Genomic DNA, 14,872 nt, shown 5'->3' on the forward strand with positions numbered 1-14,872 from the left:
GTCAAGTTCTTTAGTAGAAATATTCACATAATTCTTTAAACTACTATTATTATACAGAAAACAATGAAAGTTACAACTATTTACTATTTATATAGAAAACTTGATTAAAAAATAGGTCTGCACCAACACATATAACATGCGTTTAGATGCAGACCTTAGTTCCTATTTATTTGCTTGTTCTAAACGAGTGTTCACTTCTTCTATTGTAGGTAACGCCGTCATCGCACCGCGTGTAGAAGCAGCTAAAGCCCCAGACACAGAAGCAAACGTGACTATTTCTTTCCATTGTTTTAGTGATAATTCACTTATAGAAGAAGTAACTTCATTTAAATGATAGAGAACTCCTGATACAAAAGCGTCTCCTGCCCCCGTCGTATCAACAGTATCAACCTTCATTGCCGGAACATGTATCGTTTGTCCATTTGTATGAACATAACTCCCCTTTGAACCATATGTAACGAGCAATACAGGAATTTCAAACGGTACCAATTTAGCAATTCCTAATTCAAGATCGGTTTCACCAGTCAAAAATTCTAATTCTTCTTCTGAAATCTTTACTATATCTGCTTCACCTAACATCGATATAATCGTTTCTTTTGCTTGATCAACCGTTGGCCATAAACTAAGTCGTAAATTAGGATCATAAGAAATAATGAGACCATTTTCTTTCGCCTTTTTTACCGCTTTCATTGTCGCTGTCTTACTAGGTTCACCAATTAATGAAATTGAACCAAAATGTAAAACACGATTGTCAGTGAACAAAGAGTCGTCCAACTCATCTGTTGTTAAGAAACGATCTGCACTTGGATTAATATAGAAGCTAAAATTTCGTTCACCTTGTTTATCTAGTGTAACGAAAACCACACCCGTACGAGCTTCATCAGTTAACGTCATATGTGTTGTATCTACTCCGTGGTGTTTTAACGTATCTTGCATAAAATGCCCGAGTACATCATTGCCCACCTTTCCTAAAAAGCTTGATTTCGCTCCCAGTTTTGCTACCGCTACAGCAACATTAGCAGGTGCACCACCTGGACTTTTTTGATACGTTATATTATCTGAATCAAGTGGGATAAAGTCTATTAACGCTTCACCTAAACAAATAATTCCTTTCATCAAGACACCTCATCTTCTTTTTTTTGTTGAATTCGTTGTATATGCAAAGTCAGGTAAACAAGTTCAGAAGGAGGTAGTACGTACGAATGAGTTTCAGCTAAATATCGCCCAAGCTCTGTTGCCGTTTCATATGCAACTTTATGTTTCTTTTGGACTAAATCATGCATGTCTTTATCTAGATCATCAAAAGATTGTCCTTCTGCTACTCTTTTAAGCGCAAAATTCAAATGGGTAACTAAGCGTTGGTACGAAATGGATTCCTCTTCAACCTTTACGTGAAGCATCTCCTCAATTTTTTCTATCAATTCATTTAATAATACAGTTGTGTTTGTAGCTTGAACCATTGTCGTCCCATTCATTTTTGCTGTATGAATGTGAAGAGCAATGTGACCAGCCTCATCATCAGGTAAACGTATAGATAAATTTTCCTCAATGTGATCAAGAGCCCAAAGTCCAATTGCATACTCAGCTGCATAAAGAACACGAATTTCATTTAATAATTTGTTCTTTATTTGAAAGCCTTGCTTCATTCGTTCAATTGCAAAAGATACATGATCGGTTAACGCTATGTGAACATGCTCATTGAGTTTCGTTTGTAACGCTTTTTCTGCATGAGATATAATTTGTTCTGCAATGGCTATATGTGCTTCAGGTAATTGGTCAATAATTTGGGTAAATTTTTCGTATTCATTCTTATCTTTCATTACAAACACTTTCTCTATCTTATCGGAGGATATGAGATCATTCTTGCCCTTCCCAAAGGCAATACCTGATCCCATTACGATGATTTCTTCCTCTCCTTCTTTGACAACGACAACATTATTATTTAGCACCCTGTTAATCCTCATTTAGCACGAACTCCTAACATCGTTACAGTTTTAACGTTAAAAGAGGCGTCTCCCCTGCCACAGTCTCTTCCACCTGGTCCTTTGACATACTTGTAACAACTTCCATATTTGTGATAACAAGTGGAGTGATCGTACTTGTAGCCTTATCCTTAATAAGGTCTAAATCAAATTCCACTAGTGTTTCTCCAACTTTGACTTTGTCTCCCTCTTTCACGTACGCTGTAAATCCTTCTCCATTCATATTAACTGTTTCAAGTCCGATATGTAATAGAATTTCAATTCCCCCTAGCGTTTTAATCCCTATCGCATGTTTCGTTGGAAACACTTGAACAATTTCACCAGAAACAGGAGCAACTGCACGCCCAATAGTTGGTTCGATTGCTATCCCATCTCCCATCATTTTTTGAGCAAACATTGGATCTGGGACATCTTCAATAGCAACCAATTTCCCCGTAATAGGAGCAACAACCATTTCTTCTTTAGGTTGTACTTGAATATCTTCTTTTTTCCCTATGCCAAATAACTTTTTAAACATTATAATTCCCCTTTTCCCTCGAATATAAGAAACAAAAAAAGACTTAAAAAACATAGAGATAGCCAAAAACCCCCTATACCTTTTAAGTCTTGCCTGATTGAAATCAGTAACAATCTTCCTTATTTAAATATCATCTTTATTTTATTATGACTAGATTAAGCTTGTCAATTAAAGCTAAATTATAGGAGTATACTATACTGTTCCCTCTTTTTTATTAATGAAACCGATCATTTTACTAAAATTCGTTTTCCCTGTACATATGCCCATACGCTTAGCTCATCTCAACATATGATGTTATGAACAGAATGGAAAGGAGATGACGACTATGGGTTACGGATATCATGGCGGATTTACATTAATTGTTGTTCTATTCATCTTATTAATCATTGTTGGTTCAGCTTACGTTTGCTAGAAATAAAGGAGGTACTTTTAGCATGTTGCAAAAACACATGCGCTAGAGAGTACCTCTCACCTTCGCAAATGAGTATAAAGTTCTACTATAATCGACAAAATCCTTTTCTAATAATGTCCAAAATAAATAAGCATGTGAAAATTTCAGACAATATAACTAGTCAACAATTAAAAAGTAAGATATTATTGCTTAATATAGGCCATTTATAACAAGGAAGAAAGGAAGATCGAAATGCTTAGTCGATTAGATGATCACTTTATACTTGAGGCATATGAACAATCAGTAGAATTAAACTTAGATCTAGAGTTTATTTCTTTATTGAAGGAGGAATTAGTAAGGAGAGGTCTATTAGACGAATTTCAAACTGATCTTGCCTTATAATGTTATTCTTATTCCTCTTGGAGTGATTTATTTTGCTTACCAGATTTATTCGTTTCTTTCAAAAGAAAAAATGCGGCTTCTGTACATCTACAACCCCATATATGCGAAAGTATGTAAATGATAAGAATGAAAAGATTTCTGTTTGTGAGAAGTGTCTGGAATATGCCGAACGTCGAGCTTTTAAGAGACTCTCCTAACACCTTCCATTTTATCCCCATTTTGTGTTTCCTTGCTATAAACGTAATAATTCACCAACTTTCCCTCTAACAATTAGATAGAGACGAACGAATTTTCCCAATTTCTAATTTTAAATTCGTGTTTTTTTAAAAAAAGTCTTTCAATATTCATTAATTTCCTCTATACTTACCCGTGTACACAAACAATCAAATGAAAAACTCGTATAAAATTGGGAATATGGCCCAAAAGTCTCTACCAGGCTACCGTAAATAGCTTGACTACGAGTGCAATGATATTCGTTTTCAGGTTCATTCCTGTACAAAACCGGATATCAAGGTACTCGTTCACTCATGGTGCCTTGGTATTCGGTTTTTTGTTTGAATTTTAGGGAGTTGACATACATGGAACAGTTAAAACAAGCGATTCGTGAAAGAGGAAATGTACTTTCAAATGAAGTATTGAAAGTCGACACATTTTTAAATCATCAAGTAGATGTCGAGTTAATGAGTGCCGTTGGTGAGGAATTCGCTCGTTTATATAAAGAGGAGAAAGTTACAAAAGTCCTGACACTTGAATCTTCAGGGATCGCACCAAGCTTTATGGCTGCAACAAGTTTACACAGCCCTCTAATTTTCGCTCGTAAAAAGAAATCATTAACTATGGATGAGAATGTATATGTTTCTAAAGTTTATTCCTTCACAAAACGAGAAACGAACGACATTACCGTTTCAAAAAACTTTTTATCATCCAATGATACTGTCTTAATTATTGATGATTTCTTGGCAAATGGACAAGCTGCTCTAGGACTCATTGATATTGTGAAACAAGCTGGCGCAAAAGTGGCTGGACTTGGGATTGTAATTGAAAAATCGTTTCAAGATGGACGTGCTCTCTTAGAAAAGGAAGGGTATCGTGTAGATTCACTAGCTAGAATTCATTCATTAGAAAATGGAAAGGTAACGTTTGTTGACGAACTTGTAACGACCCACAACAACTAAGGAGAGAACAAACATGAGTACAAAAACCATTCATTATCCATTATATAAAAAAGAAGATACAGATGCATTTTTTGCCTTATTTCAAAACAACTTAGCTAACTTTGTTGTTATTGCGGTAACCATGTTAGGAATGGGTTTTCCTGCTAGCATCGTTTTTGGAAAAGTAATCCCTGGCGCAGCAGTTGCTGTAATGGTTGGGAATTTGTATTATGCCTATATGGCAAAGCAATTAGCTCAAAAAGAAGGACGTACTGATGTAACAGCACTTTCTTATGGAATTAGCACACCGGTAATGTTCGTGTTTTTATTTGGAGTTCTCGCACCAGCTAATGCCTTAACAGGCGACCCAGAGCTCGCTTGGAAAATTGGAGTGGCAGCCGCTTTACTTAGTGGACTTGTTGAAGTACTCGTGAGTTTTAGCGGAAACTGGGTTCGTGATCGTTTGCCACGTGCAGCGATGCTTGGCGCTATTGCAGGGGTTGCCTTAACATTTGTTGCAGGTGAAATGTTGTTCAATACTTTTTCTATTCCTGTTGTAGGGCTTGTATCGTTAGCTATCATCTTAGTTGGAATTGTTGCAAAAATTGCCATGCCTTTTAATATTCCAGCATCCTTATTCGCAGTCGTAGCTGGTACTATTTTAGCATTTGCTCTTGGTTACCAATCACCTAGTCAAGTTTCAGAAGGACTTGCTAATATTGGATTTTATCCAATATTTCCTACGTTAGCTCCGTTAGAAGGTATGACCTATTTATTCGGTGCATTAATTGGTATTTTAGCTGTTCTTATTCCTATTACTTTATACAACGCAATTGAAACGATGAATAATGTCGATGCGATGGCCGCAGCAGGAGATTCATATGATGTACGTAAATGCCAAGCAGTTGACGGTGTAGGTACAATGATTGGGGCATTTTTCGGCGGATTGTTTCCTACAACGGTTTATATTGCTACAGTCGGGTCAAAACAAATGGGTGCAGGTCGAGGATACAGTATTTTAAATGCAATCGTATTTGGACTAGCGGCTATAACTGGAGTGATTGCTGCATTTTCAACGATTATTCCACTTGCTGCCGTTGCACCAATCTTAGTTTTTGTTGGAATGTCTATGGTTGGAACCGCGTTTCTTTCAAATGATAAGAAATATTATCCTGCTGTCGCAATCGCAATGTTGCCATATCTTGCAAACTATGTGATGACTCGATTTAACAATGCAGCAGGTGAAGTCGTATCAGGGATTTCAACTGGAATTGTTCCACTTGGACAAGGTGCTATGTTCACTGCCATTTTACTAGGTGCCATGACAGTTGCTATCATAGATAAGAACTTCAAACAAGCCATAGTCTTCTCGCTTATTGCTGCTTTCCTATCATTTGTTGGTTTCATGCATGCTCCTGCATTAGCGTTTAATGCAGCTCCGGATTTTTCTATTGGTTATGTATTAGTTGCCGTTTTCTTTGGCTATGCTGCTTTTAAACAACGTTCAGATAGTCAAACAACGCCAGTAAATACAATTGATAAAAAGATTGCTTAATACGTGAAAAGAGGCCTTCATTAAAAGGCCTCTTTTCTAATGCTCATAGATCATTTTTTTGGTCATTCCTCCATCAATGGTTACATTCTCTCCATTAATAAAGTGATTGCATTCATTTGTTAAGAAAAGACAAGCTCGTGCAATATCGCCTGGTTCACCGACTCTTTTTGAAAAATGTTGTTTATGATCAATAGCTCGCAATTCTGATCTGTCTCCTGTATGGATCCATCCAGGACTAATAGCATTAACCTGAATCCCGTCCTCTTGAAAAGAAGCTGCCAACGAATGAGTTAAAGCCAAAATGCCACCTTTTGATGCTGCATATGCCTCCGAGTGAGGCTCTGACATCGTCGCTCGAGTTGACGCAATGTTTACAATTGAACCTTGTTTCTGTTTTCGCATCACTTTTGCTGCTTCCCGCGAAAACAGAAACACACTTCTTACGTTCGTTTGTTGGATATCATCCCATTCCTCAATAGTTAAATCATAAGGTGATGTGAACTTGGATAAACCAGCGTTATTTATTAGAATATCAATTTTTCCGAATTGACGCTCTGTTTGAAACACAACCTCCTTAATATGATCTTCTTTCCTTACATCGCATATAAATGATTGTGCATCTCCACCTTTTTCAGAGATCCAAGAAGCTGTTTCATTTGCCTTCTCTTTATCTATATCTGTTACGATCACAAGATCACCGTTTCTGCCAAATTCTTTTGCAATGGCTGCTCCTATCCCTTGACCAGCTCCTGATACAATTACAATACGTTTATCCAAAACTTTTATCCCTCTCTTTCAATTATGTAACGCGCATTAGACTATCATTTATATTAGCATTACAGACCTATGTTCTTAAATCTTTAAGCTTATCTTTTCTAACGGTTATGTCTTCCATTCATCAAAAAAGCGACTCAAAATCTTCTTTTGAGTCGCTTTCTCTCCCTAGGGTTAGAAAGAAGGTTCGGCCACACCTTACTTCCTCTTACACACTATGCAAACTAAAGCAATTTGTTCAGTGTCTTATTAATCCACTTTAATGAGATTCTTAACCGTATCTATCAACTCTAACGGACTGAATGGTTTAATTAATATAGAGTCAGCCCCATTTTCAAACATTTCTTGTTTGTCTGTTGCTTGTCCTTTTGCGGTTAACATTAATATCTTTTGATGAGTATGATTAGAAGGCTTCTCCCGCACCTTTTTTAATACTTCTAACCCTGTCATTCTTGGCATCATATAATCAAGAATAAGTAAATCATAGTGTTGTTCTTCATACATATTCAAAGCTTCTTCGCCATCAGTCGCCTCATCAATTTCATACCCTTCATCTTCAAGAGTATCAACAATTAACATACGTAGAACATCCTCATCATCCGTCACTAATAATCGTTTCAAAAACCATTCCTCCAATTAATCATCCTTCGAAATTCCTTTTCGAGTCATAACACCCCAATCTGAACGTTTCCTGAACGCCTGCCAGATTCCCTGAATTCTCCACCAAACATTTAGCGGACGATACCAGAACATCTCCGTACTTGCATAAAAGAAAAGGGTGAGCAAATGTCTTTTTTTAGGATACCGTTTCAAACTCCATTCTTCAAGAAGAACCCCACACATGGAAATATAACTACCATAAAACCACGTAATTAACAACAACATGAGACTAAGCTCTAGAGGGATAAAAGAAAATAATAACCCTGAAATAATATATACGTAGGCTAACCCCTCAATAATTGCACCTAACAATTCAATAATGACGAAATACGGCATTGAGATAAACCCGATTTTTTTGTACCGTGAGTTCAACAACATCTTCCTGTGTGTTCGTAACGTCTCAAATAACCCTCGTTGCCAACGAGTACGTTGTCTTCGTAAAATTGATAACGAATCTGGTGCTTCCGTCCAACAAACGGGGTCAGGGATATAACGAATTTGCTTGTTAGACTTTTCTTCTGCTAATACTTTATGAAGTCTAACAACTAGCTCCATATCTTCTCCAACTGTATCTCGTTCATACCCTCCAGCTTTAATCACCCATGCTTTATTAAACACCCCAAAAGCTCCAGAAATAATTAATAATAAGTTATGTCTACTTAAGCCAATTCTTCCAATTAAAAAGGCGCGCAAGTATTCAATGATTTGCATGATTACAATTGGGTTGGACGGTAAACCGACTTTCACAACTTCTCCTCTTTCGATTTGACACCCATTTGCTATTCGAATACTGCCTCCTGTAGCAATGACTTGTTCATTGGAATCGATAATTGGTTTCATTACTTTTATTAAAGCATCTTGTTCTAATAACGAGTCTCCATCAAGAGAGCAAACATATGGAAATTTTGATGTGTTGATTCCTGCGTTTAACGCATCTGCTTTCCCACCATTAACCTTATCTACAACAAGTAAATGATCAAAGATCGTGGAGCGATAAACCGCCCTTATCTCATTCGACGGAACTTGTTTGCGCACAGTTAACGAAACTGGCTTCATTTTATAAGCCGAAATCATCTTAGTAAGGGTCTGATCTGTCGAACCATCGTTAATAACAATAATCTCATATTCAGGATAATTCATGCTAAGCAGCGATCGGACACTACTTACAACACCAGCTTCTTCATTATAGGCTGGTACGAGAATAGAAATAGGTTTCGTATCTTTGCTTGCTAATAAGTCTTCATACGCACCTTTTTTGTTTAACCCTCGCTCTCTCCATAAGACAACCGCGGATAATCCAAATAAAATAAGATAAAAGATAGATGCGCCAACCATATAAATAAAAATGCCCCAACCGAAAATTTCAAAAACATTCATTTTGTTAATCTTACCGCCTCTCCTAACCATTGATTAGCAGTATCTCTAGCAAATGGATCTTCATTGGTCTCATAGACATGTTCTAAAATAAAAAGCCCATCTTCAAAATTCATAAGTGCCTCAGCAGCCGACTGACGAACCCACCAACTCTCATCAGACAGCAACGTTACTAACGGGGTGCTATAACGTTTCCGTTTCAATTGTCCGGCTACTCTTGCAAACAACATTCGTTCAACCCAAAAATTAGATTGATGAAATGTCACTAACTCTTCTTCTTTTGTCGTTTGTTCATACTCATAAATGGCTTTTAATGCTCTAATTCGAATCTCTCTCGACTCTGAAAAAAGAAGTTGATCAAAGAAAAAGGTTAAAGATGGATCCTTCCGTTCAATGGCAACATCTAAAATGGCTACCTGTACTTCTTCAGAAAGGCTGTCTAACTCATTGCGAATAATGGTCTCCACTGTTGAAAAGTCGAAACGTCGAAAACACTCCTTTAAAAGAAAATAAGGCCAGTCAGATTCATGTTTTATTTGTTCAAGTAACCGTTGATCATTTAGCTTTGATAGTACTCGAATCATCTGATGTTTTTCTTCTATCGACGAGCGACCTGAGTGATAATAACTCCAAACATCATCCTGTAAAGAGGTCATCTCAAAATCCTCAACACAGTAAAGAACATTCATCCTTTCACTCCAAGAATTACTTTTTAACCGCTTTTTATAAACATCGGTTAATTCAACCTGTGTTACATTATTTAAGATTGCTTTCATTTTTTCATCGCCAAATAATTGTAAATACATCCCTACTGTTTCTTCAAGGACTTCAAAAAATAATGACGTTCGTTTAAAAGTAGAAGGAATTCCTTCTATTCTTTCTCGTGAAACATTCTCAATAACAGGGGATAACTCTTTAACAATCTGTTCTTTTTCTTCATCTCTATGTTGTTGTAGTTGTTTACGTACTAATAAATAAAGAAGAAGTACGGTATTTAAAAGCAGTAAACTAATGATTAACCATATAACATATACCATTTTATACCCCTCTACATAAATGTCCGATGAATTAATCTCTTAATCCTAGCAAGCAGTTCATCTAATTTAAATGGTTTTGTTACATAGTCATCTGCTCCCATATCAAGAGCTCGAATAATTTCTTTCTCATTGTTTCGTCCTGTCAACATTAAAATAACAACTTTCCCTTCAGGATATGCTTCGCGGATTTTGGCGACAAGCTCGAGCCCATCGATTCTAGGCATAATTCTGTCAAGGATAATAAGATGTCTTTCCCTTGGTTTGTACCAATTAGATTGGAGAAAAGATTCTCCCTCTCGGTAACTTGTTGTCTTAATTTCTACTCCCTCGACTTGAATCGTTTGAATGTTATCTGTTAATACCTGTCGGATAATCGGGTCATCATCTACTACATAAATGTGTACTTGGCTCACCATTTTCTTTACAGAAAGTTCATTATAAATAGCAACTTGATTGCGACCATTTCCTTTTGCTTCGTAAAGAGCTTGATCCGCTTCTTCCATAAGCACCTGTATAGAGTCCACTTTCTCTTTCATTTCGGTTAATCCCGCTGAAAAAGACATTTGAAAAGTAGATTCCCCTTCATGGAACAGCATCTCATGAAAATCGGTTAAAAAGCGATGTAACGTGCTTTTCGCTTGAGCCTTTGACGTATGTGGAAAGAGAATGAGAAATTCTTCTCCCCCTAAGCGAAATACCATATCCAATTTTCGTTTTGAACGATTTAGAAATTCAACAAATTCCTGCAGAACTTTATCTCCAACAAGATGACCATAACGATCATTCACCTGTTTAAAGTGATCTAAATCAAGCATTGCTACCGAGAAGGTTTCTTGATAACGGTTGTACGTTTCTATTAATCGCTTCGCTTCAATATCTAAAAATTTTCTAGAAAAAGCTCCGGTTAATTCGTCGATCATGACTGACTTTTGCACGACTCTTCTAAAATCTAATCGATTTTTTAATCGAATGAGTAGGTCTTCTCTTTGTATAGGTTTTGTAAAATAATCCATTACACCATTTCGATAAGCTTCTTGCTCGATTGCCTTATCCATTTCAGCCGTTATCATCATAATCGGAATAAATTCATTTCTAGCCCGTGACAACAATTGACCTAACAACCGGAACGAATCCACTCCTGGAATACTGTAATCAAGTAATACACAATCTGGTCGTTGATTAATATATAATTGTAGTCCTTTTTCTGCTGTTAACGCCGCCAAGACTACATAACCTTCTTTTTCAAGCATTCTTTTCATATAATCAACAAAGTCATGATCATCATCAATTAAAAGAATTAATGGTGTCGTATCATCGACTTTAACTGGTTTGGGCTGGTGAGTCCGTTGTTTTTCTTGTTCTTCTTCTTTACTAGTATCTTGACGAAACTGAACGAGTAACGGTTCTAATTCGTCGTACGTCCAATTCTCTTTTTCTACCTTTTTTACATATTCAAGATGTTTTTTAGCTGCCTCTGCATGCTCATGTAGTCCAATTGTTGCCCCTGTCCCAACGACCGAATGAAAGAATCGAATCACCGCTGTATGTGATATCACTCCATCTTCTTTCCATTTCGAAGCTGTCTCTTTCATTCTTTCAAGAAATTTGGATTGGTACCGTTCCATGACTAACCCCCTTGTTTTACCACGTACAAGATATAATATGTAAGATTATTATAGAACACTTTACAAAATTCGACTATAAATTCAAAAATAAAGACTTTTAAAATCATTGACAATATTAACCTGTAGAAGTAAAACCCTATAACCTTTGACTAATCATAAAAAATAGACCCCGATACAAAAGAAACATAGTGTATCGAGGTTCTTTTACTATTTATCCATTAGCTGTTTTCGATCCTCCATTTGTGGCGCTTCTTCCATCCATCCGTGCTTGACCATTAACTTCGCTCCATCTGACGCAAATTCAAAAATGTCTTTTGCTCCTATTAAAACAACAGGTGGAATATCATTTCTCAAACTAAATGATGTTCCAAATGCATTGCTTCCTAATGAAAAACTACATAACAAGCTTGTACAATACATCATCATTTTATCTGAGAATGGTGGAGTTTTAGAGGTTGTAACCGTTCCACCTTCTAAAGAAGGAATTTGAACATCTGATTTCATAAGAATCTTACCAAAGTCTTTCACTAATTTCTTTGAAAGGTCTTTTCCTCTAGTAAAGTACTTTATAATATCTTCATTCTGAGCACATTGAGCAAAGCCCATCATTAAATTTGCTCCAACAATATTGTTTTCAATTGCATGATACAAATGCGCTACTTCAATCGTTGTTAAAGATCGCTTATGACCAAACTTAATTCCCTTTAAGTAATCTTGTTTCGTTGCAAATTCAATTTCTTTTGGCATTGTCACATGAGGGGGTCTAACAAGTACACCCTTGTTTAATAAGTATTCTGTGCTTTGGCTAAAATAGTCTTGCGTCGTTTTTGTTAAACTTTGGAACAGTGTTAATAAATCTTTTCTATATACCATCCCGAGATGCAGTGTATGCATTCCCATACTAATTGCTTTCATAATACGAGTAAAATAGATATCAAAGTCATGATCAAATAATTTTGGGGCATCTGGATGAACATCGTTATCTTTATACCCTTCAGGAACAACTGCCCCTTCTGATTCAAACAGTTTTGTTAATTGATTAATATATAAATCAATTTCATTTGAAAGACTAACCATTATTTTTTTAGCATTAGGATCTTCAGCCTTTTCAATAAAATACTTTAACATCGTTTTTACCATTGTCTTTTGCTGAAAAGTCATCCAAAGCGTCCCAATCTCAGATGAAGTTAATTCTGGCTCCTTAGACATCGGTTCCCCTCCACACATGTTTTTTTCTGACTTATTTTCCCCTAAACTTCTCGCTTCATTCTTTTTGGTCACTAAGTAAATACTTGTATGTATATATCGAAAGGCGTGAAATTTCCTTTTTTAGAAAGAAATCGGTCTTGGATTGAAAAGTCCAAGACCGAATAAGTTATTCTTTAATTTTCACATTATATTTATTTAGCCAATAATCCATCTGAATAAAATGAGCTAGAAGTTGTGGTCCCGCCATCAGTTGACCAAAGTACGGTTGACCTGTTGGAAATCCTCCGGACTCCGCAATTTCTTTAAGAGCATTCTTGTTAATGAATTCAAAGATAGGTGCATCCTTTTGAGCTAATACATCCTCCATTCCTTTTTGCACGGCGGCTGTATAGTTTGGATGATGCGTCTTCGGGTACGGACTCTTTTTACGATAAAGAACATCATGTGGCAATAAGCCTTCGAGTGCCTTTCTGAGTATGCCTTTTTCACGCCCATCTAGTTGTTTCATTTCCCAAGGGATATTCCAAACATATTCAACGAGGCGGTGATCGGAAAATGGTACACGCACCTCTAAACTTGCCCCCATGCTCATCCGGTCCTTTCGATCAAGGAGATTGGTCATAAACCAAATAATGTTTAAATAAGAGATCTCTCGGCGTCTAGCTTCTTCAGGAGAATCTCCATCAAAACGAGGAGTTTCTTGAATCGTCTCCTTATACCGATCATAGACATATTGCTTTAAATCTAGCTTCTTTTTCCATTTATCATTTAATAAATTTTCTCGCTCATCAATGGAACGCATCCATGGGAAACCATCAATATACATTACTTCCGGCTTATGAAACCAAGGATATCCACCAAAAATTTCATCCGCACATTCGCCAGAAAGCCCTACCGTCACGTCACTCTTTATTTCATGACAGAACCAGATAAGGGAGGAATCAATATCTGCCATACCTGGTAAGTCACGAACGTCGACTGCTTCTTTCAACCGATTGGCTAATTCATCTATTGAAATGATTTTATTATGATGTTCCGTTCCTAGTGCATCAGACACCACTTTGACCCAAGGTGCGTCTGAATTAGGTTGAAAATCGTTCGCCTTAAAATATTTATCATTCTCATCATAATCGATCGAATAACTTTTGATTGAACCTTTTCCTTGCTTTTCGTATACTTTCGCTGCTAGAGCTGTTAACGCACTTGAATCAATTCCTCCCGATAGAAACATTCCAACAGGGACATCAGCAAAGAGTTGACGTTCAACTGTATCCTCTAATAAATAACGTACATGCTCAGCTGTTTCTTCTACATTATGTTCATGCTTCTTGCTTTTTAACGTCCAGTAGCGACTAATTTTTGCCCCGTTACGATCATAAATGAGCATGTGGCCCGGACGAAGTTCATTAATATCATCATATACACCATGACCTGGTGTTCTAGAAGGAGCTAATCCCATAATTTCAGCTAATCCTTCCGTTTTTACAATCGGTTGAATATCGCGATGAGCTAGTAACGCTTTTAATTCTGAACCAAACAGCAAGCAGCCATTACGGACCGTGTAAAATAATGGCTTCACCCCTAGTCGATCACGCGCCATGAATAAACTCTCGTCCTTGTCATTCCAAATCGCAAAAGCAAAGATCCCATTAAACTTCTCTAAGCATTGATGTCCCCATTCAATATAAGACTTCAATAATACTTCCGTATCAGAATGACCTTTAAAATCATGTCCTCGCACATGAAGTTCTTTTCGAATGTCTTCTGTATTATAAAGCTCCCCATTATAAACAATCGTATATGTTTTGTTTTTATAAGTACGACTCATTGGCTGAATGCCATTCTCTGGATCAACGACAACTAAACGCGCATGACCAAATGCAGCGTGAGGTGATGTCCAGACATTCATATCGTCTGGACCTCGACGATTAAGAGTCTCTGCCATTTTCCGTACTTGTTGTTCTTCCTTTCGTAAGTCTTGACGCCAATCAATCCACCCTGTAATACCACACATGTATAATCAGCCCCTTTTTGGGAAGTTTTCTCTTGCTCGAGTGAACAGCAGCTCCCATACCTTTTCACTGAGCCTTTTTCTCTCTTTGAATTGTCCTAAATAGGCCCTCTACCCATAAACTATCCTATTCAACAATTAGGCAGATGTGATATTTTTTTTTATTTTTTTACGTCATTGA

The 14,872-nt window shown here is 36.8% G+C and carries 14 protein-coding genes and 1 riboswitch; of the genes, 4 read left to right on the forward strand and 10 right to left on the reverse strand.

From position 1 onward, the window contains the following. Positions 1–162: 162 nt before the first annotated feature. The 3 genes from N0O92_RS06385 to N0O92_RS06395 are packed head-to-tail and all read right to left on the reverse strand — an operon-like array spanning position 163 to position 2,499. Positions 163–1,116 carry an aminoimidazole riboside kinase gene (locus N0O92_RS06385; RefSeq protein WP_315613821.1) on the reverse strand — a complete coding sequence of 318 codons (954 nt, stop codon included), beginning with the start codon at positions 1,114–1,116 and terminating at the stop codon, positions 163–165. Continuing rightward, entirely contained in the window at positions 1,116–1,964 is an 849-nt protein-coding gene (locus N0O92_RS06390) for a PRD domain-containing protein (RefSeq protein WP_315613822.1), read from the reverse strand. Before N0O92_RS06390 ends, N0O92_RS06385 begins: the two co-directional genes overlap by 1 nt. Positions 1,965–1,986: 22 nt before the next feature. Beyond that, the gene (locus N0O92_RS06395; RefSeq protein ID WP_315613823.1) at positions 1,987–2,499 is read right to left on the reverse strand and encodes a PTS sugar transporter subunit IIA; all 513 of its coding nucleotides are present in this window, start codon (positions 2,497–2,499) and stop codon (positions 1,987–1,989) included. Positions 2,500–2,815: 316 nt separating this feature from the next. Between N0O92_RS06395 and N0O92_RS06400 the strand changes: the two genes are divergently transcribed. From N0O92_RS06400 to N0O92_RS06415, 4 genes are all read left to right on the forward strand, one after another. Next, positions 2,816–2,911 (forward strand): YjcZ family sporulation protein, encoded by a 96-nt coding sequence (locus N0O92_RS06400; protein WP_315613824.1) that lies wholly within the window; start codon positions 2,816–2,818, stop codon positions 2,909–2,911. A gap of 231 nt (positions 2,912–3,142) precedes the next feature. Then, complete coding sequence (gene sda, locus N0O92_RS06405) at positions 3,143–3,292, forward strand: sporulation histidine kinase inhibitor Sda (protein WP_315613825.1); 150 nt, start codon at positions 3,143–3,145, stop codon at positions 3,290–3,292. Between the two features lie 376 nt (positions 3,293–3,668). Next, positions 3,669–3,770: riboswitch (purine riboswitch) on the forward strand. A gap of 100 nt (positions 3,771–3,870) precedes the next feature. Then, on the forward strand, positions 3,871–4,467 hold the full coding sequence (locus tag N0O92_RS06410; protein WP_315613826.1) for a xanthine phosphoribosyltransferase: 597 nt from the start codon (positions 3,871–3,873) through the stop codon (positions 4,465–4,467). A gap of 13 nt (positions 4,468–4,480) precedes the next feature. Further along, positions 4,481–6,001, forward strand: coding sequence for a SulP family inorganic anion transporter (locus tag N0O92_RS06415; protein WP_315613827.1), 1,521 nt, complete (start codon positions 4,481–4,483; stop codon positions 5,999–6,001). 36 nt (positions 6,002–6,037) lie between these two features. Here the strand turns inward: N0O92_RS06415 and N0O92_RS06420 are convergent, their stop codons facing one another. The 7 genes from N0O92_RS06420 to asnB form a co-directional block, all read right to left on the reverse strand. After that, complete coding sequence (locus tag N0O92_RS06420; RefSeq protein WP_315613828.1) at positions 6,038–6,778, reverse strand: glucose 1-dehydrogenase; 741 nt, start codon at positions 6,776–6,778, stop codon at positions 6,038–6,040. Positions 6,779–7,024: 246 nt separating this feature from the next. Beyond that, positions 7,025–7,396: a response regulator transcription factor gene (locus N0O92_RS06425; protein ID WP_315613829.1), complete on the reverse strand. Its 372-nt coding sequence runs from the start codon at positions 7,394–7,396 to the stop codon at positions 7,025–7,027. A 15-nt stretch (positions 7,397–7,411) separates the two neighbouring features. Further along, positions 7,412–8,812 (reverse strand): glycosyltransferase family 2 protein, encoded by a 1,401-nt coding sequence (locus N0O92_RS06430; protein ID WP_315613830.1) that lies wholly within the window; start codon positions 8,810–8,812, stop codon positions 7,412–7,414. Continuing rightward, positions 8,809–9,846 (reverse strand): HEAT repeat domain-containing protein, encoded by a 1,038-nt coding sequence (locus tag N0O92_RS06435; RefSeq protein WP_315613831.1) that lies wholly within the window; start codon positions 9,844–9,846, stop codon positions 8,809–8,811. The genes N0O92_RS06430 and N0O92_RS06435 overlap by 4 nt, the downstream gene beginning before the upstream one ends. An 11-nt stretch (positions 9,847–9,857) precedes the next feature. After that, positions 9,858–11,471: a GGDEF domain-containing response regulator gene (locus N0O92_RS06440; protein ID WP_315613832.1), complete on the reverse strand. Its 1,614-nt coding sequence runs from the start codon at positions 11,469–11,471 to the stop codon at positions 9,858–9,860. 207 nt (positions 11,472–11,678) lie between these two features. Continuing rightward, complete coding sequence (locus N0O92_RS06445) at positions 11,679–12,680, reverse strand: DUF3231 family protein (RefSeq protein ID WP_315613833.1); 1,002 nt, start codon at positions 12,678–12,680, stop codon at positions 11,679–11,681. A 166-nt stretch (positions 12,681–12,846) separates the two neighbouring features. Continuing rightward, the gene (asnB, locus tag N0O92_RS06450; RefSeq protein ID WP_315613834.1) at positions 12,847–14,694 is read right to left on the reverse strand and encodes an asparagine synthase (glutamine-hydrolyzing); all 1,848 of its coding nucleotides are present in this window, start codon (positions 14,692–14,694) and stop codon (positions 12,847–12,849) included. Between the last annotated feature and the right edge of the window lie 178 nt (positions 14,695–14,872).

The organism is Alkalihalobacillus sp. MEB130, from assembly GCF_032335535.1.
Lineage (GTDB): Bacteria > Bacillota > Bacilli > Bacillales > Bacillaceae_D > Halalkalibacter.